Consider the following 17,999-nt stretch of genomic DNA (forward strand, 5'->3'; position numbering starts at 1 on the left):
TCAGGACTCCTTGCGGGAGGGGCGGGGGGCGCCGGGCGCGCCGGTCGGGGCCGTTCCGGCCCGGGACAGGACGAGGAGCAGCAGCCAGGTGACGAGGAGGCTCAGGAGCGAGACCGCCACCGACACGCGGGCCTGGGCGCCGGAGATGGAGACGATCCACACGGCGAACGGCCGGAAGCCGAGGACGGAGGCGGTGGTGAACTCACCGAGGACGAGAGCCAGGGTGAGGAACGCGGCGCCGGCGAGCGAGGAGCGCAGGTTGGGCAGGACCACCCGCAGCATGACGTACGGCCAGGAGGCTCCGCAGTTGCGGGCCGCCTCGACGAGCGTGGGGACGTCGACGGCGCGCAGTCCCGCGTCGAGGGAGCGGTACACGAACGGCAGGGCCATGACGGTGTACGCGAGGACCAGGACGAGGGGGAAGTCCTCGTCCTGGACCGCGAGGAACGTCTGGTAGAGCGGGGTCCGCGACAGGTGGTCGGGGCCCCAGCGCAGTACGGTGCTGATCCCGGTGACGAGCGCGATCGGCGGCACCACGAGCGGCAGCGTGCACATCACCTCGACGACCGGGCGCAGGCGCGGTGCGCCGAGCCGGGCGGCCACCAGGGCGGGCACCGCGAGCAGCAGGGCGAGCGCGATGGTGGCGGCGGCGAGGCCGAGGGACAGCAGCAGGCTCTCGGTGAACCCGTCGGCGGAGAGCAGCGCGGTGTACGCCTCGAAGGAGACGCCCTGGCCGGGGGTGTGCACGGTGAACACGAACGAGGCGACGAGCGGGACCAGGAAGTAGGCGCCGCCGAGGCCGAGGACGAGGCCGCGCCACGGGCGGGGGCGGCGTCGGATCCGTACGGGAGCGGTGGTCCGGTCCGCTGTGCGCGCCCCGGGCTCCGGGGTGACGTCCGGGGCGGTGGGGGTCATCGCAGCCATCGGGCGCTCCTGCGCTGGAGGGGGAGGTGGACCGCCATGACCAGGCCGGCGATCAGGATCATGTCGAGGCCGAGGGCGAGCGCCACGTTCTCCTGGCCGACCAGGACGTTGCCGGAGAGGGCGTCCGCGATCTTGAGGGTGACGAGGGGTACGGAGCCGCCGACGAGGGCCGCGGCGGTGGCGTGGGCGGCGAAGGCGCTGCCGAAGAGCAGCACGAACCCGCCGAGCAGCGAGGGCGCGAGGACCGGGATGCCGACGTGGCGCCAGTACTGCCACGCGCCGGCGCCCGCGTTCTGCGCGGCCTCGCGCCACTGGGGGCGCAGGCCGTCGAGGGCGGGCAGGATCACCAGGACCATGAGGGGGACGAGGAAGTACAGGTAGACGACGGCGAGGCCGCCGAAGGAGTACAGGTTCCAGCCGAGGCTGGTGAGGTCGGCGAGCCGGGTGACGACTCCGGAGATGCCGACGGTCGCGATGAACGCGAACGCGAGGGGGACGCCGCCGAAGTTGGCGAGGACGCCGGAGGCGGTGAGGACGGCGCCGCGCAGGGCCCGGGAGCGGGAGGTGACGACGGCCTGGGCGATGAGGACGCCGAGGACCGAGCCGATCAGGGCGGTGAGCGCGGAGAGTTGGAGGCTGCCGAGGAGGGAGCCCAGGTAGGGGCCCTGGAGGGAGCGGCTCAGGTGCTCGCCGGTGAGGGCGGTGGCGCCGGTGGCGGGATCGGTGCGGGTGACGGCGCCGTGCAGGAGGGCGCCGAGGGGCAGTCCGAAGGCGAGGGCCGTGAAGGCGATCAGGGGGAGGGCGGCGAGCCAGGTGCGCGGGCCGCGCCGCCGGCGGCCGGAGCCGCCGGCGGTTCCCGTGGTGGGGGTGGCTGAGGACATCAGGAGAGGGCCTTGTCCCACTTCTCGGCGAGGGTGGCCTTGGCCTTGTCGAGCTCGGCGGCGGCCGGGAAGGCGGGGGTGCCGGTGACCTCGGGCAGCTTGGCCGTGAGCGTCCTGTCGGCGCTGCCGTCGGCGGTCATGGCCGGGAGCAGGACGGGCCGGGCGTATCCCTTGAGCCAGAGGTTCTGGCCCTCGGTGCTGTAGAGGAACTCCATCCAGAGGCGGGCGGCGGCGGGGTGCGGGGCGTCCTTGCTGACGGCCTGGGAGTAGAACTGCGCGTACACGCCGTCGGCCGGGACGGTGACCTTCCAGTCGACGCCCTTGCCCTTGAACTGGTCGGCGTAGCCGGCGTTGAGGTAGTCCCAGTCGATGCTGATGGGCGTCTCGCCCTTCTCGACCGTGGCCGGGGTGGACTCGACGGGGATGAAGTTGCCGCTCTTCTTCAGGGCGCCGAAGAAGTCGATGCCGGGCTGGATGTCGGCGAAGGAGCCCTTGTTGGCGAGGGCGGCCGCGTACACGCCGCCGAAGGCGGAACCGGACTTGGCCGGGTTGCCGTTGAGGGCGACCTTGCCCTTGTACTCGGGCTTGAGGAGGTCGGCGAAGGTCTTCGGGCAGTTCGGGATCCGCTCGGCGTCGCAGCCGATGGAGACGTAGCCGCCGTAGTCGTTGTACCAGCGGCCGTCGGCGTCCTTCTGGGCCGCGGGGATCTTGTCCCAGGCCTCGACCTCGTACGGGGCGAACAGCCCTTCCTCGGCGCCGCTGCGGGCGAACGCGATGCCGAGGTCGAGGACGTCGGGGGCGCGCTTCTGGCCCTTGCGGGACTTGACGGCGGCGATCTCGTCGGCGCTGGAGGCGTCCGGGTTCTCGCTCTCGACCTTGATCCCGTACTTCGTCTCGAACGTCTTGATCAGCTCGCCGTAGTTGGCCCAGTCCGGCGGCAGGGCGATGACGTGCAGCGCGCCCTCCCGCTTCGCCGCCTCGACGAGGGCGTCCATGCCTCCGAAGTCCTCGACCGACTTCGCGGTGGCCGACTTCGTGCCCTCGGCGCCGGCCGCGCCCTCGGGAGCGGCACCACAGGCGGTGACGGTGGTCAGGACGGCGGCGCCGAGCAGGAATGCGGCGCCGCGGACGGGGGTTCTGCGCACGGGTTCTCCCGGAAGCGAGTGGAGCGACTGAAGAGGGGGAAGGAACTTGTCTGAACAAGCCGCCCCCAGTTCGCCCGCGCCTCCTGTCCGGAAAGTGAACGGAGCATGGCGAAATCCAGACGCCTCCCGGAAGAGCCGGTTGTGATGAACCACGTCTGAACCGCGTGGACTTGAGGTGAGCCGACAAAACCGTCCCGTGCCCGCTCGCCGGGTTAGGGTGGCCGTCGGGACACCACGCCCCGTGACCGGGTGCGCACGGTCAAGGACGAGAGGGAGGCATCGTGACGGCGCTGTACGTGGAGATCGCGGAGGAACTCCGTCGCTCGATCCTCGACGGCGAGTACGCCGTCGGCGCCCGCCTGCCGTCCGAGAGCGACCTCGCCGACCGCTGGTCCGCGTCGCGCGGCACGGTGCGCCAGGCCGTCGCCCTGCTCACCTCCGAGGGGATCATCGGCTCGCGCCAGGGCGCCCGCCGCATCGTGCTCCGCAGGGAGCGCCGGCACAGCTTCGCCGAGCTCCACAGCTTCGCCCAGTGGGCGCGGACGATGGGCTACCGCTCGGCGAGCCGCTTCCTCCACCGCGAGCGGCGCCGGGCCACCCCGGAGGAGGCGCGCCGGCTGGCCCTCCCGGAGGGGGCCGGGGTCCTCGACGTCCTGCGCCTGCGCTGCCTGGACGACGAACCGGTGATGCTGGAACGCACGGCGTACGCGGAGTGGGTCGCGCCCACCGTCGAGTCGCTGCCCGCCGACTGCGCCTCGATCATGGACAGCATGGCCGAGGAGGCGGGGATCGTCGCGCACTACGGCGAGCACCTCATCGACGCGGTTCCCGCCGGGAGCGACGACGCGCGTCTGCTCCGGGTCCGCCGGGGCAGCCCGCTGCTGCGCCAGCGCCACCTGACGAGCAACCAGGACGGCCGCCCCATCGAGTGGACGGAGGACCGCTACCGCGCGGGGAGCGTCACCTTCAACGTGAGCAACTCGGTGGGCACGGCGCCGCTGATGCGGGACCCCGGCTCGCTGTTGACGTGACGGACTGCGCGCCGGGGCCGAGCGGCCCCGTCGTTCCTCGGGCCGGTCGAAGTGACGCCCTCGCGGGCCCCCGAGAAGAGGTCGAAGGCGTTCGGCGGGCCCGGTCCGAGCAGCCGCCCCCGGGGGGGCGCAACGGCTCGCCGTCGGGGCCGTCGAGGTGGACAGGTGTGCCGTGAAGGACTTTCCCGGCAGTCAACCACCAGTTCGACGAGTCCATATGACGGTGCGTCACGGGAGGACGGCACGTAGACTCGCCGGCATGGCATCCCGCATCAGCGAGCTGGTCCTCGACTGCGCCGACCCCGAGCGGCTCGCCACGTTCTGGAGCGAGGTCCTCGGCTACGTCGAGATCGGCCGCGAGGACGACGGAAGCATCGAGATCGGACCGGCCGGCACCGGATTCGGCGGCCCGCAGCCCACGCTCGTCCTCAGCCCCAGCAGTGAGCCGCGGACCGGGAAGCTCCGTCTGCACATCGACGTCAACGCCACCGACCGCGACCAGGACGCCGAGCTGGAGCGGCTGCTCGCGCTCGGCGCCGAGCCCGTCGACGTCGGCCAGAGCGGCACCGAGAACTGGCACGTCCTGGCCGATCCCGAAGGCAACGAGTTCTGCCTCCTGCACCAGCGGCTCAAGCCCCTCTGACGGCCCCACGGCAGCGACCGGCCGCATCCGCCCGGACTCCCACCCGGCCGGCGGACACGCGGCCTGGGCCGAAGCCCCGCCCGGAAAGTATGATCAAGCGATGTCCGACATGACTGAGACCACGCCCGGCTGGCTGACCACGGACGAACTGGACACGGCCAGGTCCCGGATGCCGATCCTGTACGTCGAGGCCGTCCCCGTGCGCGTGGACGACAGCGGCGAAGTCACCAGCATCGGGCTGCTCCTGCGGATCGGCGCCGAGGGAACGATCAGCCGCACCCTGGTGTCCGGCCGCGTCATGCACCACGAGCGGGTCCGTGACGCGCTGCTGCGCCACCTGGAGAAGGACCTCGGACCCGTGGCCCTCCCCCGCGTCCCCGCCTCCCTGCAGCCCTTCACCGTCGCCGAGTACTTCCCGACCGCCGGCATCACGCCCTTCCACGACCCGCGCCAGCACGCCGTGTCCCTCGCGTACATCGTCCCGGTCACGGGTGACTGCCGCCCTCGGCAGGACGCCCTCGACCTGGTGTGGTTCAGCCCGCAGGAAGCCGCCTCCCCGGCCGTGCAGAACGAGATGCCCGGCGGCCAGGGACACCTCCTCAAGCAGGCCCTCGCCCACGTCGGACACACCTACTGAACCCCGCTCCCCCGCAGGGCCGCGCGGCACCGTTTGACCTTGACACGGTGACAAGGTCTTCACTGTGGCCGAGGAGGTGGTCCCATGACCATGGCCAACGAGGCCACGAACGTGATGCGGGCTCTGCGGGGGCTCGGGAGCGACAACGCGTCGGTGCGGCTGCGGGCCGCGCTCGCGGTGGGCACCGCACCGGATCCGCGGTGCGTCGACGAGCTCGTGGGACGCTGCGCGATCGAGCCCGATTTCCAGGTACGCGAAATGCTCACGTGGGCGCTCACCCGCCACTCTCCGGCGCTGACGCTCCCCCGGCTCCTGGACGAACTCCGCGCGGAGCCGGCCCAGGCCCGCAGCCAGGCCCTGCACACCCTGTCCAAGATCGGGGACCCCCGGGCCTGGCCGGCGATCACCCGGGAGCTCATGACCGACCCGGACGACGAGGTGGCACGGAGCGCCTGGCGGGCGGCGGTCGTGCTCGTGCCGGAGGGCTCGGAGTCCGAGCCGGCCGGAGTGCTCGCGACCCAGCTCGGGCGGGGCGGGCGGGAGACGCAGCTGAGCCTCAGCCGGGCACTGATCGCGCTCGGCGAGGCGATGACGCCGGTCCTGCGCGCCGCGAAGTCGGATCCCCGCCCCCCTGTGCGTCGGCACGCGATCGCCACGGAGAAGCTGGCGCGCGACCCGGAAGCCGGGTTCGACCTCGCGGTCGAAGAGGCGAAGCGGATCGTGGTGCTCGGCCCGGCCGGCCAGGAGGAGTGACCGTCGGTGTTGATCGGTGACGTGGCGAAGCACTCCGGGGTCAGCGCCCGCATGCTCCGGCACTACGAGGCGCTCGGCCTGGTGCGGCCGACGGGCCGGACGGGCGGCGGCTACCGGGAGTACGCGGAGGCGGACATCCGGCGCGTCTTCCACATCGAGAGCCTGCGGTCCCTGGGGCTTTCGCTGCGCGAGGTCGGGCGCGCGCTCGACGATCCCGGGTTCGCGCCCTCGGAGCTCGTGGACGACCTGATCCGCCAGACGCGCGAGCGCATCGCGGCCGAGACGGAGCTGCTCACACGGCTGCGCCGGATCGGTTCCGCGGAGCCCTCCGGCTGGCAGGACGTCCTCCAGGTCGTCGCCCTCCTCCAGGCGCTGGGCTCGAAGAGCCCGGAGAGGCGGCAGCGCGCCGCCCTGTCCTCGGCGGAGGAGGCGCCGGTGCCGGTGGAGGCGCTGGTCGAGGCGGTGCTGAGCGAGACGGACCCGAGCGTGGCCGGAGCCCTCCACTGGGCGCTTGCGCGCTCGGGCGAGGACGGGCTGCCGCTGCTCGCACGCGGCCTCGGGTCGCCGCTGGCCGAGGTCCGCGACCGTGCCGTCCGGGCCGTCGCGGAGATCCCGGGCGACAGGGCGACCGGGCTGCTGCGGGAGGCCCTCGGGGACGCCGACATCGCGGTCCGCAGGCACGCGGCCCTGGAGCTGGGGGTACGGGGCGCGCCCGAGGCGGTCCCGACGCTCATCGACATGGTCGTCGAGGAGGCCAACGACGTCGACGCGGCCGACGCGCTGAGCGCACTGGCGGGCCGTCCCGCGCTCGCGGACCGCATCACCGGCCTGCTCGTCGACCGCCTCGCCCACGACACCACGGGGCCGTCGGCGCGTCGACGGCTGACGCAGGCCCTCGCGGACATCCCGGGACACAGCGCGTCACGCGCCCTCACGGAGCTGTCCCACGACGGGGACCGCGCCGTCGCGCTGACCGCCTCGTACATCCTCGGGATGCGCGGGGCGCGCTGACGGACACGGCCGGGCTGGCCCCGGCCGGGCGGTTACGGGCGGTCGTACCGGCGGATGCGGTAGCGCAGGCCGGTCGTGGAGTCCCGCCAGCCGGTGTCCTCCGAGAGCTGCCAGTCGGGGTCGAGGGACGGGGCGTAGGTGTCGCCGGCGACAGCGGTGTCGACCTCCGTCACCGAGAGCGTCCTGGCGTGGGGCAGGGTGGCACGGTAGATCTCGCCACCGCCCATCACCCAGGCGAGAGCCCCGTCGGACGGATCCGGCGACCCGGCCGCCAGCTCCAGCGCCGCGTCGACGGAGCCGGCGCGCTCCGCGCCCTCCGCCGTCCACCGCTCGTCGCGGGTCACCACGATGTTGCGGCGGCCCACCAGGGGGCGGAAGCGTGCGGGCAGCGAGTCCCAGGTCTTCCGGCCCATGATCACGGGGCGGCCGAGGGTGGTCGCCTTGAAGTGCGCCATGTCCTCGGGCAGGCGCCACGGGATCGCGTTGTCCGCGCCGATCACGCCGTCGGTGGTCTGCGCCCAGATGAGCCCGATGTTCACACCCGTGCTCATACGGCGACCGGGGCCTTGATCGCCGGGTGGTGCCGGTAGCCCACGACCTCGACGTCGGAGTACGCGTAGTCGAACAGCGAGTCGGCCTTGTGCAGCTTCAGCTCGGGGAAGTCGTACGGGGTGCGGCTGAGCTGCTCGGTCACCTGCTCGACGTGGTTGTCGTAGATGTGGCAGTCGCCGCCGGTCCAGATGAAGTCGCCCGGCTCGAGGCCGGTCTGCTGCGCCACCATGTGGGTGAGCAGGGCGTAGCTGGCGATGTTGAACGGGACGCCGAGGAACAGGTCCGCGCTGCGCTGGTACAGCTGGCAGGAGAGCCTGCCGTCGGCGACGTAGAACTGGAAGAAGGCGTGGCAGGGGGCCAGCGCCATCCGGTCGAGCTCGGCGACGTTCCAGGCGGACACGATCATGCGGCGGGAGTCCGGGTCGTGGCGCAGGGTGTCGAGGATCTGGCTGATCTGGTCGACGTGCCGGCCGTCGGGCGTGGGCCAGGAGCGCCACTGGACGCCGTAGACGGGCCCGAGCTCGCCCTTGTCGTCGGCCCATTCGTCCCAGATGGAGACGCCGTTCTCCTGGAGCCAGCCGACGTTCGAGTCGCCGCGGAGGAACCACAGCAGCTCGTACACGATCGACTTGAGGTGCACCTTCTTGGTGGTGACCAGCGGGAATCCCTGCGAGAGGTCGTAGCGGAGCTGGTGTCCGAAGACGCTCCGGGTGCCTGTGCCCGTCCGGTCGGCCTTGGCCGTTCCCGAGGTGAGCACCATCTTCAACAAGTCTTCGTACTGGGTATCCGCCACGGTCGCCGAGTCTACCGCCGGGCACGGCGCGACCTCGACGGTGGTCGGCCGTGCCGCGCCTTCAGCCGCTGGTCACCGTGGTGCGGGCGGTCTCGTCGACGTGGAGGGCGAAGACGCCGGGGCCCGGCGGAGACGCCGGCGGAGACGTGGGTCATGCTCCGACGCCAGGAACGGCACCGCTGGTCCGGCAAGCCGTTCCCCGGGGATCCACCGACGTCGACGGCGCGCGGCGGGGGCCGTGGTGAGGGGGTGGTGACGGCAGCGCGCGACAGGCATCGGCACAGGCCTTTCAATGGAGGGGTGAGCACCGTTCGATGGCTTGCCGCGGCAGGACTGGCGGCTCTTGTCGGCGCCGCGGCGCCCGGCCCCTCGCCGTCCCCGTCGCCGCCTCCCTCGCCGCCTCCCGCCCAGCCCCCGGCCCAGCTCGACGACGCGGACGTGAAGCGCGCCGTCGACCGGCTCGACGGAGTCGTCAGGGACGCCATGAAACGCACCGGGGCGCCGGGCGTGGCCGTCGCCGTGGTCCACGACGGCAAGGTGGTCCATCTGAAGGGGTACGGGGTGCGGAAGGCCGGCGAGAGCGCCGCCGTCGACGCCGACACCGTCTTCCAGCTCGCCTCCGTCTCGAAGCCGATCGCCTCGACCGTCGTCTCCGGGGCCGTGGGCACCGACGGCTGGACCCAGCCGGTCGCCCCGCACGTGCCGGGCTTCGCCCTCAAGGACCCGTGGGTCACCTCCCACGTGACGGTCGCCGACCTCTTCTCGCACCGCAGCGGCCTCCCCGACCACGCCGGTGACCTGCTCGAGGACCTCGGTTACGACCGCGCGTACATCCTGTCCCACCTGCGCCACGAGCCCCTCACCCCCTTCCGTGCCAGCTACGCCTACACGAACTTCGGGCTCACGGCCGCCGCCCAGGCGGTCGCCGACGAGAAGGGCGTGCCCTGGGAGAAGCTCGCCGCCGACACGCTCTACAAGCCGGCCGGCATGAACTCCACGAGCTCGCGCTTCGAGGACTTCGTGAAGGCGTCCGACCGGGCCTGGGGCCACGTCAAGGTCGACGGCGTCTGGAAGGCGGCGTTCGTACGGGACCCGGACGCCCAGTCCCCCGCCGGCGGCGTCAGCTCCAGCGCCCGTGACATGGCCACGTGGCTCAGGCTTCAGCTCGCGAACGGCAAGCTCGGCGGCAAGCAGATCGTCGACGCCGAGGCCCTGGAGCGCACCCACTGGCCCGAGTCGGTGTCGAACCCGCCGCACGCCCCGGCCGGCCGGGCCGGCTTCTACGGCCTGGGCTGGAACGTGAGTTACGACGACGAGGGCCGGCTCAGGCTCTCGCACACGGGAGCGTTCGCCCAGGGCGCGCACACCAACGTGACGATGCTGCCCGGTGAGCAGCTCGGCATCGTCGTCCTGACCAACACCTCGCCGGTCGGCGTCGCCGACGCCGTCGCCCTGGACTTCTTCGACATCGCGCAGACCGGAAAGATCAGCCGCGACTGGATCCCGCTCGTGGACGCGCTGTACCAGCAGGAGGCGGACGCGGGCCGGTCGAAGACCGACTACGCCCACCCGCCGTCCGGCGCGGCGCCCGCGAAGGCCGCCGACGCGTACGCGGGCACGTACGAGAACTCGTACTACGGGCGCGCCGAGGTCGTGGCCGGCACGGACGGCGTCCTGACGCTCCGTCTGGGCCCGAAGCCCCAGACGTACCGGCTCACGCACTACGACGGCGACACGTTCAGCTTCCCGACGGCCGGCGAGAACGCGGTGGGCCTCACCGGGGTCACCTTCACCCCGGACGGGAAGTCCTTCACCGTCGAGTACCTGAACACGGAGGGCCTCGGCACGTTCACCCGTGTCGAAGGCAGGTGAGGGCGACTCCCGGGCGGCGTGGAATGCACGGGCACGCGGGTGAGTTGATCACGTCATGACTCAAGGTCCCGCACCCCGGCCCCTGTCCGACGACGCCCTCTCCGCACTGCTGAGCGCGCAGCGGTTCGGCACCCTCGCCACCAACAAGAGCAGTGGTCATCCTCATCTGACCACCATGCTCTACAGCTGGGACGCGGAGGCGCGCGTCGTGCGGTTCTCCACCACCGCCGACCGCGTCAAGGTGAAGCAGCTCCGGCGTGACCCGCGCGCGGCCGTCCACGTGCCGGGCGGCGACGTGTGGTCGTTCGCCGTGGCGGAGGGCGAGGCCGAGGTCTCCGAGATCACGACGACGCCCGGGGACGCGACCGGGCGGGAGCTGCTCGCGATGATTCCGGAGGCCGCGAGGCCCGAGGACGAGAGCGCGTTCCTGGAGCAGCAGGTCGCCGAGCGGCGCGTGGTCGTCCGGCTGAAGGTCTCGCGTCTGTACGGGACGGTGCTCGACATCAACGGCTGACGCGAGCGGACCGGGTCCGGTCCGTCGCCCCCGACGCCCACGGCCAGACGGCCTCCCGGCCCGCCTCGACGAGCCCGACCACGCGGAACGCCGCGTCCGTGAGGCCACCGAAGGTGTGCCGGTGGCGGCCCGTGGAACCGTGGGCGGGCTCGTATCCCGCCAGGTTCCAGGTGTAGACCGGAATGCGGGCCGGGACCGTGTCGGCCGGCACGGCGGGCTCGTACGGGGCGGTCTGCTCGTCGGTGACGATCAGGATCCGGTCGTGGGCCCGGTAGTGCTTCCGTACGGCCTTCGCGGTGTAGGTGCCTCCCATGTCGCGGAAGCGTTTCAGCACTTCGAGGACCGGCTCGCCCTTCGCGTACGGCACCGCTGCGCTGCCCCAGCCGAACTCCACCAGGTCGGCCTGCTCCGCGCGCATGGCCAGCGCCGTGCCGAACACGGCGGCCGCGTCGGCGCGGGTCAGCTCGGACCGCTCGGAGACGGTGTCCCAGAACATGGAGTCGGACCGGTCCACCAGGATCAGGGTCCGGCCGGGCAGGGCGGGCACGTTGGCCAGGGAGTGGCCGAGGGCCCGTTCCAGCGGGGCCGCCCAGCGCGACGACGGCGCCTTGCGGTGGGCGGCCAGGTAGCGGAAGGGGAACTGCCTCGACCGGGCGACCTCGGAGGCGTCCGAGAGCCGTTCGGCGACCCCGGCGGCGACCTCGTCCGAGACTCCCGCCTCGTCGAAGTTCCGGAGGTTCCGCAGGAGGGCCATCGGGCCCATGGCGGGGATCACGGCCTCCCAGACGGCGGCGTCCATCGGACCGTGGAGCCAGCCCGCCAGGGCCTCCCACGTCATGCCGGCCGCGGCCAGCCGCGCGGGGCCGTCCGGCCCGGTCACCACGGCCCGCCGCTCGTCCGCCGCCGTCTCCGTCAGCGCCCGACGCGCCGTCAGCAGGGGGTCGGAGACCGGCGGAACCGCACGCTCCGGGTGGTGGCGGCGGTCCAGGGCGTAGCGGAACAGCGCGCCCTGCCACGGCTTGGCCGGATCCGGGGAGGCGTGCACCAGGTTGAGCACGTCGCCGAAGCGGAAGTCCTGGGAGGCGGTGTCGTACTTGAGCAGGGACCGGGAGGTGTAGAGGCGGCGCACGCCGTCGGCGACGCCGCGTCTCACGGGCTGCGGCACGTTCCGCCCGTACGTCGAGATCCAGTGGGCGAGCAGCTCGCCGGGCTCGTCGGCGCGCTGGAGCACCGAGTCGATCACGGACCGGTTGGAGGGGCCTCCGGACACCCCGGCGTCGAGCCGGGCCCTCACGTACGCGGCGGCGCCCACCAGGGACGCCGTGCGCATGTTGCCCTCGCCGCGCAGCCAGCGCAGCAGGCCGGCCGTCCACTCGGGGTCCTCGACGGCGAGCCGGCGGACGAGACGGGTGTACCGGTCGTCCCGCTCGGCTCCGGTCTCGTAGAAGGTCGGGCGGGAGACGAAGTCGCCGACCGCGAGGAGGAAGAGCTCGTCGCGGGGCTCCCGGACGAAGGCCGGACCGCCCGCGTGGGTCCGGAACCCGGGCCCGGTGGGCGCGCGGTGGAGCCGTGGCGGTGACGGGGGCATGGCGCGGGCGGCCGCGGAGACGTGCGGGGCCACGAGCATCTCGGACCAGACCTTGGAGACGCGCGGGGTGTGACGGGGCAGTGAATCCTCCCGGATTCAAAGGATCGGACGGCCCCGGCCACGACGTCCGGCGGGGCGAAGGCGCCCGCGCCCACCGAGATCCAGAAAGGCGGCGGCATCACTTGGATTCGAAGGAAGTAGCCGCAGCCGAGCGCATCGGAGGCGCGGTCGCGGGGCCAACGTACAACGCACGCCGGCCCGCGCACCAGCGGTTTAGAGCGGGGCCGGGCTCCGCGCGCCGCTCTCCGGCAGCCGGCGCAGGGCGAGGCCCAGCAGAACCACCACGTACACGACCAGCACGCCGGCTCCGGCCCACCAGGGAAGGGGGAAGTAGCCGGTGGAGGGCGCGTAGTGGGCCGTCACCTGCGGATGGGCGACGAGGGACTGCTGGGTGGTGAAGCCCGCGGCCGGGGTGACGCGCAGCAGCCACTGTGACAGGCCGTCGGCGAGCAGCGGGAAGGAGGTCGCCACGTACGGGACCACGATCGTCAGGACGGCGACGGGGATCGCCGCCCGGGCGCGGCGCAGCAGGGAGCCGACCGCCAGGCCGAGCACGGCGGCGAGGGCCAGGGCGGCGGCCGTGCCGACGACGACCCGCGCTCCGGTGAGCGCGGACACGCCGAGGACGGGGACGCCGTTGCCCTTCAGGACCGTCACGCCGACGGGCATCACGATGCCGAGGGCGAGGAGACCGGTCACGAAGGTGACGCCGGCGACGACGATCGCCTTCGCCCCGAGTTCCGCGCGGGTGACCGGCGCGCCGCCCGTGGCTTCGCGGCGGTGAGCGGACGTGGCGAGCCGCACCGCGACCACGAGCACGACGAGCAGGGCGAGGGCCAGGCCGCCGAGGGTGCGCTCGACCGGCCGTGCGCCGTCCTCGGCACCCGCCGGACCGATGTCGCCGGATCCGGTGACGGTGATCGTCCCGTTCCTCTCCACCGCGCCGGACGCCTGGAAGTACTTCTCCCAGTCGGTGCGGTTCGCCTCCCCGACGGTGTCGCTCCGCCAGCCGGCGGTCTTGGCCGTGCCCTTGAGGCCGACGTGGTCGAAGACGCCGCCCGCCTGGGTCCAGCGCACCTGTTCCGTGGCGGCGCCGAGGCCGGCGCGCCGAAGGGTCAGGTCGCCGGGAGAGGTCGCGAACAGGCCGACCTGAACGGTCACGGGGAGCCCCGGCAGCCGTGCCGTGCCGACCTTCGTCCAGCGCTTGCCGTCGGCGGACTCGTGGCCGGTGACGGTGTCGCCCGACCGGGTGAGCCGCAGCCAGCGCGGTGCCCGGTCGGAGACCCCGCCGCCGTCGCCGGCACTGCCCGCGATGTCGTGAAGGTAGTCGTACTGCATGCGCACGCCGTGGCCGCCGGTGACCATCAGCGCCGCGTACGAGGATCCCTGTCGGGTCCCGTCCTTGATGAGGATCCCGGCCTTCGCCCAGGGCACGAGGCCGGGGACGAGCTGGTCGTGGTGCGGCGGCGGGTAGGTGATCGTGCCTTTCATGGACGTCATCCGGACGGTGATGCCGCCGTTCTCGCCGAGGTCCTGGTGCATGAACGAGAACTGGTCGTTGACGAGGGAGCCGTCCGGCCCGGTCGGGTCGACCGGGCACGGGCCGTCGCAGGACGCGTGGTTGCCGAAGGCGTAGAGCAGGCCGAGGACGACGACGGCCAGCGCGGCGGTCGCCATGGCGACCAGCCGGCCCGGACGCCGGAAGCCGGTCCACTCGCGGTGGACCGCGTGGAGTGTCGTGTGGGTCGAAGACATGACGACGGTTGTACGGAGGTCGCCGTGACGTGGTCCGAACCCCGTCTGTCACCTCGCTGTTAGGCGGGGCGGGGCATGCTGGGACGCGACCGGGCACACGCGGGAAGGGGATCATGGGCATGCTGCGGGACGGGACCGTCGGACGACGCTTCACGATCATGTACGCGGCGGGGTTCCTCGGCTCCGGGCTCGTGCTGCTCGTCCTGACCTACGTCATGTCCGGTGTCCGGGTGTCCGCACCCGCGTCGGCGAACGCCCCCGCGCCCTCTTCGAGCGGGTCTTCCGACCTCGCCGCCGCCCACCAGCAGGTCAGGGTCCTGCAGGGGCAGCTCGCGGAGGTGCACGCCCGGCAGGAACACCGGCTGGTCGTCGCCTCGCTCCTCGCGCTGGTGGTGACGGCGGGCCTCTCCCTCCTCCTCGGCCGCCTCCTGGCCGGCCGGGTCCTGCGTCCGCTGCGGCTGATCACGGCGGCGACGCGGCGGATCACCGCGGAGAACCTGCACGAGCGGCTCGCCGTGACGGGCCCCGCCGACGAGGTCAAGGAGCTCGCCGACACCGTCGACGGTCTCCTCGAACGCCTTGAGGCCTCGTTCGCCGCGCAGCGCCGCTTCGTCGGCAACGCCTCGCACGAACTGCGTACCCCGCTGGCGACGATCCGGGCGTCGCTGGACGTGGCCGTCGCCAAACCGGAGCCCGCGGCCCAGACGCTCGCGCTCGCCGGACGGGTACGGACCGAGCTGGACCGGGTGGACCGTCTGCTCGACGGCTTCCTCCTCCTCGCCCGCGCGCAGCACGGCGCCTTCGCCGACCGGACCCTCGTGTCGCTGGGCGGGCTGGCGCGGGCAGCGCTGGGCGACCGGGCGGCCGGCATCGCCTCGAAGGGCCTGGCCGTGGACACCGAGGTGCGGCCGGCGGCGTGGACGCGGGGCAGCGCGGTGCTGCTGTCCCGGATGGTGCAGAACGTCGTCGACAACGCGATCGCGCACAACGAGGAGAGGGGTTGGATCCGGGTCGCCACGGACAGCGACGGCTCCGGCGCGCGCCTGGTCGTCGAGACCGGCGGACAGGTCCTGGACCAGAGCCGGGTGGACCGGCTGGGGCAGCCGTTCGAGCGGCTCGGCGTCGCCCGCACGGGCTCGGAGGGGAGTTCGGGCCTGGGCCTGTCGATCGTGGCGGCGATCGTCTCCGCGCACGGCGGCAGCCTCGTCCTCCTGGCCCGTCCGGAGGGTGGTCTGCGCGTCGCGGTGACGCTGCCGTCGGCCGCCCCGGAGAACGAGGCGGTACGGACGGGGGTGCGGGCGTGAGGGTTCTGGTCGTGGAGGACGCCCGGTCGCTGGCCGAGGTCGTCGCCGAGGGGCTGCGGGACCAGGGGATGGCCGTCGACCTCGCGCACGACGGACTGGAGGCCGCCGCGAAGCTCGATGTGAACACGTACGAGGTGGTGGTCCTCGACCGGGACCTGCCCGGCATCCACGGTGATGCGCTCTGTCAGATGATCACCGGGCGGGACGACCGTCCGACGGTCCTGATGCTGACCGCGGCCGGGGCGCCCGGCGACCGGGTCAGCGGGCTCACCCTCGGTGCGGACGACTACCTCGCCAAGCCGTTCCACTTCCCCGAACTCGTCCTGCGCATCCGGGCCCTGGCCCGCCGCAGGCCGACCGTCCGCGCCCGTACGCTGCGCGCCGCCGGGCTCGAACTCGACCCGGTGCGCCGCACCGCCGTCCGGGACGGCCGTCCCCTCGCCCTCTCGGTCAAGGAGTTCGCCGTCCTGGAGGCGCTCCTGCGCGCCAGTCCGGGGTTCCTCAGCGCGGAGGACCTCCTGGAGCAGGTGTGGGACGAGAACGCCGATCCGTTCACCAACACCGTGACGGTCACCGTCGGCCGCCTGCGCCGGAAGCTGGGCGGCCCGCCGGTCATCACGACGACGACCGGGGTGGGTTACCGCATCGCCGACGAGGCTCCGACCGGCTGAGCTCAGTCCTCGCTCGTCGAGAGCGTGACGGCGAGTCGTTCCAACAGGCCCGCGAGGTGGGCCCGTTCGTCCTCGCCGAGGCCGGCGAGGAGGCGGCGCTGGTTGTCCAGGTGGACGGCGATGAGCTCGTCGGTCAGGGCGACGCCTTCGGCGGTGAGGGTGACGAGCCGTCCGCGCGAGTCGGCCTCGTCCACGGTCCTGGCGACCAGGCCGCGGGCTTCGAGGCGGTCGACGCGCTTGGTGATGGCGCCGGTGGTGACGAGGACGGTGCGGCTGAGTTCGCCCGCGGACAGGGTGTGGGGCTCACCGGCCCGGCGGAGCGCGGCGAGCAGGTCGAAGTCCCCGCTTCCCAGGCCCGCTTCGGCGAAGGGCGGGCGCAGCCGCTGGTCGAGCGTCTGGGCGAGCCGGAAGAGGCGGCCGATGACGAGCATCGGCGTCGCGTCCAGGTCGGGGCGCTCCCGTCTCCACTGATCGACGATGGCCGCGATGGCATCGGTCTCCATCCCTTCAGCATATCTTCCACGGATGATAAATTATCTTCCGTGGAAGATACCCGTGTGCCCGAAGCCGCCCCGCGAACGGTCCACCCCGCCGCGGGCGGCGCGCCCGCCCGCCGCCGCCTCATCGCCTCGAGCCTGGCCACGTCGATCGGCGACGGCATCTACGTGCCGCTGACCATGCTGTTCGTCCATGGCCTCACCGGTCTGTCGCTCACCTCGATCGGCACGGGACTCACGGTCGCCGGGCTCAGCGCCCTGGCGTTCATGCCCGCCGCCGGCATCCTCATCGACCGCTTCGGCGGCCGCCGCGTGCTCATCGGCGTGCTCGCGCTGCGCGCGATCGGCTTCGCCGCCTACCCGTTCGCCGACTCCTACCCCGCCTTCCTGACGATCGCCCTGGTGGTCGCGGTGGGGATGTGGGCGTCGTCACCGAGCCAGCAGTCGCTCATCGGCGACCTGGCCCGAGGCGCCGAGCGGGACCGGCTCCTGGCGTGGGACCGCAGCCTGCGCAACGCCGGCATGGGCTGCGGCAGCCTGGCCGCGGCCGGCATGCTCGCGTGGAACGGCACCACCGGCTTCGTCGTCGCCGCCGAGACCCTGGCCGCGGTCTTCGCCGTCGCCGCCGTCCTGGTCGCCCGGATCCCCCGGGTCCGCGGCCTCGCCAGGCGGCCGGACGCCCGCGGCGGATACCGCCAGGTGCTCGGCGACCGCCCCTACCTGCTCCTCACGACGGCCAACTTCCTCATCGCCTTCGGCTACACCACCCAGGCCATGGCCCTGCCGGTCTTCCTCACCCGCGACGTCGCCCTGCCCGACGCCCTGGCCGGCGTGGTCTTCGCGGTCAACACCGTGCTGGTCGCCGTCCTCGGCGTCCCCGCCGCCCGCCTGGCCTCACGCGGCAGACGCACCCGCACGGCCGCACTGGGCGCGACCGTCTTCGCGCTCTCGTTCGCCGCCTTCGCCGTCCTCCCCCGGCTGGTCCACGGCGCGGACGCCCTCGTCGCCGTGCTGGCGGTCGCCGCGCTCTACACCGGCGGCGAACTCGTCCACTCCGCCCCCGCGCAGAGCCTCTCCGTCCAGGCCGCCCCCGACCACCTGCGGGGCCGCTACCTGTCGGTCCACCAACTGTCCTGGTCGGTCTGCCGCACCATCGCCCCCGTGCTCCTGGGCTTCCTGCTCGACACGGGCCCCTGGCACCTGTGGACGGTGCTCGCCCTCCTGGTCCTGACGGGCGCGGCGATCCTCCTGTACGCGGAACGCTCGCTCCCGCCGCACACGAACCTCCCCCACGCCCGCGCATCGGCGATATGAGGTGGACCCACCGGCCGCCCGTGCTGTTGCATCGGTCACCGGGGACGCCGAACC

Annotated in this window: 18 protein-coding genes; 10 read left to right on the plus strand and 8 right to left on the minus strand. The window is 73.1% G+C overall.

All coding sequences use genetic code 11. The annotated features are described in order from the left end of the window. Genes ACFYUZ_RS21595 through ACFYUZ_RS21605 form a run of 3 tightly spaced genes read right to left on the minus strand, consistent with a single transcriptional unit; the run spans position 1 to position 2,917 of the window. Positions 1-924: an ABC transporter permease gene (locus tag ACFYUZ_RS21595; RefSeq protein ID WP_389311559.1), complete on the minus strand. Its 924-nt coding sequence runs from the start codon at positions 922-924 to the stop codon at positions 1-3. After that, positions 912-1,805: an ABC transporter permease gene (locus tag ACFYUZ_RS21600; RefSeq protein ID WP_389311561.1), complete on the minus strand. Its 894-nt coding sequence runs from the start codon at positions 1,803-1,805 to the stop codon at positions 912-914. Before ACFYUZ_RS21600 ends, ACFYUZ_RS21595 begins: the two co-directional genes overlap by 13 nt. Then, positions 1,805-2,917, minus strand: coding sequence for an ABC transporter substrate-binding protein (locus tag ACFYUZ_RS21605; RefSeq protein ID WP_389311671.1), 1,113 nt, complete (start codon positions 2,915-2,917; stop codon positions 1,805-1,807). Before ACFYUZ_RS21605 ends, ACFYUZ_RS21600 begins: the two co-directional genes overlap by 1 nt. Positions 2,918-3,231: 314 nt before the next feature. Between ACFYUZ_RS21605 and ACFYUZ_RS21610 the strand changes: the two genes are divergently transcribed. The 5 genes from ACFYUZ_RS21610 (at position 3,232) to ACFYUZ_RS21630 (ending at position 7,025) form a co-directional block, all read left to right on the plus strand. Next, a complete protein-coding gene (locus ACFYUZ_RS21610) occupies positions 3,232-3,981 on the plus strand; it encodes a GntR family transcriptional regulator (protein WP_389311563.1) in 750 nt (249 codons plus the stop codon). Positions 3,982-4,240: 259 nt separating this feature from the next. Beyond that, complete coding sequence (locus tag ACFYUZ_RS21615; RefSeq protein ID WP_389311565.1) at positions 4,241-4,624, plus strand: VOC family protein; 384 nt, start codon at positions 4,241-4,243, stop codon at positions 4,622-4,624. A gap of 109 nt (positions 4,625-4,733) precedes the next feature. Next, positions 4,734-5,261, plus strand: coding sequence for an NUDIX hydrolase family protein (locus ACFYUZ_RS21620; RefSeq protein ID WP_389311673.1), 528 nt, complete (start codon positions 4,734-4,736; stop codon positions 5,259-5,261). An 84-nt stretch (positions 5,262-5,345) separates the two neighbouring features. Beyond that, positions 5,346-6,014, plus strand: a complete 669-nt coding sequence (locus ACFYUZ_RS21625) for a HEAT repeat domain-containing protein (protein WP_389311567.1) — start codon at positions 5,346-5,348, stop codon at positions 6,012-6,014. 6 nt (positions 6,015-6,020) lie between these two features. Continuing rightward, a complete protein-coding gene (locus ACFYUZ_RS21630) occupies positions 6,021-7,025 on the plus strand; it encodes a HEAT repeat domain-containing protein (RefSeq protein WP_389311568.1) in 1,005 nt (334 codons plus the stop codon). Between the two features lie 32 nt (positions 7,026-7,057). Here the strand turns inward: ACFYUZ_RS21630 and ACFYUZ_RS21635 are convergent, their stop codons facing one another. After that, a complete protein-coding gene (locus ACFYUZ_RS21635) occupies positions 7,058-7,564 on the minus strand; it encodes a dihydrofolate reductase (protein ID WP_389311675.1) in 507 nt (168 codons plus the stop codon). Between the two features lie 8 nt (positions 7,565-7,572). Beyond that, positions 7,573-8,370: a thymidylate synthase gene (locus tag ACFYUZ_RS21640; protein WP_389311570.1), complete on the minus strand. Its 798-nt coding sequence runs from the start codon at positions 8,368-8,370 to the stop codon at positions 7,573-7,575. 300 nt (positions 8,371-8,670) lie between these two features. Between ACFYUZ_RS21640 and ACFYUZ_RS21645 the strand changes: the two genes are divergently transcribed. Together ACFYUZ_RS21645 and ACFYUZ_RS21650 are read left to right on the plus strand one after the other, a co-directional pair. Then, positions 8,671-10,242, plus strand: coding sequence for a serine hydrolase (locus ACFYUZ_RS21645; RefSeq protein WP_389311572.1), 1,572 nt, complete (start codon positions 8,671-8,673; stop codon positions 10,240-10,242). Positions 10,243-10,297: 55 nt separating this feature from the next. Beyond that, a complete protein-coding gene (locus ACFYUZ_RS21650) occupies positions 10,298-10,756 on the plus strand; it encodes a TIGR03618 family F420-dependent PPOX class oxidoreductase (RefSeq protein ID WP_389311573.1) in 459 nt (152 codons plus the stop codon). On the opposite strand, the gene ACFYUZ_RS21655 is transcribed toward ACFYUZ_RS21650, so the two are convergent. Both ACFYUZ_RS21655 and ACFYUZ_RS21660 read right to left on the minus strand, forming a co-directional pair. Further along, positions 10,746-12,383, minus strand: coding sequence for a TROVE domain-containing protein (locus tag ACFYUZ_RS21655; protein ID WP_389311575.1), 1,638 nt, complete (start codon positions 12,381-12,383; stop codon positions 10,746-10,748). The genes ACFYUZ_RS21650 and ACFYUZ_RS21655 overlap by 11 nt on opposite strands. A gap of 234 nt (positions 12,384-12,617) precedes the next feature. After that, a complete protein-coding gene (locus ACFYUZ_RS21660; RefSeq protein ID WP_389311577.1) occupies positions 12,618-14,159 on the minus strand; it encodes a hypothetical protein in 1,542 nt (513 codons plus the stop codon). A 113-nt stretch (positions 14,160-14,272) separates the two neighbouring features. Here ACFYUZ_RS21660 and ACFYUZ_RS21665 point away from each other — a divergent pair, with 113 nt between their 5' ends. Beyond that, positions 14,273-15,463, plus strand: a complete 1,191-nt coding sequence (locus ACFYUZ_RS21665) for a sensor histidine kinase (protein ID WP_389311579.1) — start codon at positions 14,273-14,275, stop codon at positions 15,461-15,463. After that, positions 15,460-16,134 (plus strand): response regulator transcription factor, encoded by a 675-nt coding sequence (locus ACFYUZ_RS21670; protein ID WP_389311581.1) that lies wholly within the window; start codon positions 15,460-15,462, stop codon positions 16,132-16,134. Before ACFYUZ_RS21665 ends, ACFYUZ_RS21670 begins: the two co-directional genes overlap by 4 nt. Before the next feature lie 2 nt (positions 16,135-16,136). On the opposite strand, the gene ACFYUZ_RS21675 is transcribed toward ACFYUZ_RS21670, so the two are convergent. Next, positions 16,137-16,637 (minus strand): MarR family winged helix-turn-helix transcriptional regulator, encoded by a 501-nt coding sequence (locus ACFYUZ_RS21675; protein WP_389311583.1) that lies wholly within the window; start codon positions 16,635-16,637, stop codon positions 16,137-16,139. 39 nt (positions 16,638-16,676) lie between these two features. Between ACFYUZ_RS21675 and ACFYUZ_RS21680 the strand changes: the two genes are divergently transcribed. Then, positions 16,677-17,945: an MFS transporter gene (locus ACFYUZ_RS21680; protein WP_389311585.1), complete on the plus strand. Its 1,269-nt coding sequence runs from the start codon at positions 16,677-16,679 to the stop codon at positions 17,943-17,945. The last annotated feature ends 54 nt before the right edge of the window (positions 17,946-17,999 follow it).

The organism is Streptomyces sp. NPDC004266 (genome assembly GCF_042874095.1).
Taxonomy (GTDB): domain Bacteria; phylum Actinomycetota; class Actinomycetes; order Streptomycetales; family Streptomycetaceae; genus Streptomyces.

Excerpts from the sequence above, each read along its gene's own strand:
- ACFYUZ_RS21595 (WP_389311559.1), bottom strand. The coding sequence starts at position 924 with ATGGCTGCGATGACCCCCACCGCCCCGGACGTCACCCCGGAGCCCGGG.
- ACFYUZ_RS21600 (WP_389311561.1), bottom strand. The coding sequence starts at position 1,805 with ATGTCCTCAGCCACCCCCACCACGGGAACCGCCGGCGGCTCCGGCCGC.
- ACFYUZ_RS21615 (WP_389311565.1), top strand. The coding sequence starts at position 4,241 with ATGGCATCCCGCATCAGCGAGCTGGTCCTCGACTGCGCCGACCCCGAG.
- ACFYUZ_RS21620 (WP_389311673.1), top strand. The coding sequence starts at position 4,734 with ATGACTGAGACCACGCCCGGCTGGCTGACCACGGACGAACTGGACACG.
- ACFYUZ_RS21625 (WP_389311567.1), top strand. The coding sequence starts at position 5,346 with ATGACCATGGCCAACGAGGCCACGAACGTGATGCGGGCTCTGCGGGGG.
- ACFYUZ_RS21650 (WP_389311573.1), top strand. The coding sequence starts at position 10,298 with ATGACTCAAGGTCCCGCACCCCGGCCCCTGTCCGACGACGCCCTCTCC.
- ACFYUZ_RS21655 (WP_389311575.1), bottom strand. The coding sequence starts at position 12,383 with ATGCTCGTGGCCCCGCACGTCTCCGCGGCCGCCCGCGCCATGCCCCCG.
- ACFYUZ_RS21660 (WP_389311577.1), bottom strand. The coding sequence starts at position 14,159 with ATGTCTTCGACCCACACGACACTCCACGCGGTCCACCGCGAGTGGACC.
- ACFYUZ_RS21665 (WP_389311579.1), top strand. The coding sequence starts at position 14,273 with ATGGGCATGCTGCGGGACGGGACCGTCGGACGACGCTTCACGATCATG.
- ACFYUZ_RS21675 (WP_389311583.1), bottom strand. The coding sequence starts at position 16,637 with ATGGAGACCGATGCCATCGCGGCCATCGTCGATCAGTGGAGACGGGAG.